Raw genomic sequence first — 315 nt, 5'->3', positions numbered from 1 at the left:
GACTTAAATGCACCTGATGGCAGAATCCAGTTCAATGGTACAGACGAAGACTGGGTAAAAATGCGTGATGCCATGGTCGATGTCAATGAAACAGGTACTGGACGTGGTATTCGCACGCCAATGTATAAAATTGCAGGTAAAACTGGTACGGCACAGGTCAAAAGTATTGCTCAAGGTAAACGCTACAATGAAGCCCTACTAACCGAACGTCAATTAGACCACGGTTTATTCGTGGGCTTTGAACCTGCCGAAAACCCTGAAATTGCGATTGCAGTAGTTTGGGAAAATGGTCGCCATGGTGGTTCTGCGGCACAG

The 315-nt window shown here is 46.3% G+C and carries 1 protein-coding gene; it reads left to right on the top strand.

Features of this window, described 5'->3' with window-relative positions:
• Positions 1 to 315 (top strand): penicillin-binding transpeptidase domain-containing protein (locus ACG9ZB_RS16880; RefSeq protein ID WP_419326812.1); only part of this gene is annotated, 315 nt, incomplete at both ends.

This window comes from Acinetobacter johnsonii, from assembly GCF_048551975.1.
In the GTDB taxonomy this organism is placed as follows: Bacteria; Pseudomonadota; Gammaproteobacteria; order Pseudomonadales; family Moraxellaceae; genus Acinetobacter; species Acinetobacter johnsonii_A.
Note: the sequence above shows the minus strand (reverse complement) of the source record. Positions and strands in the feature narration are given on the sequence as shown.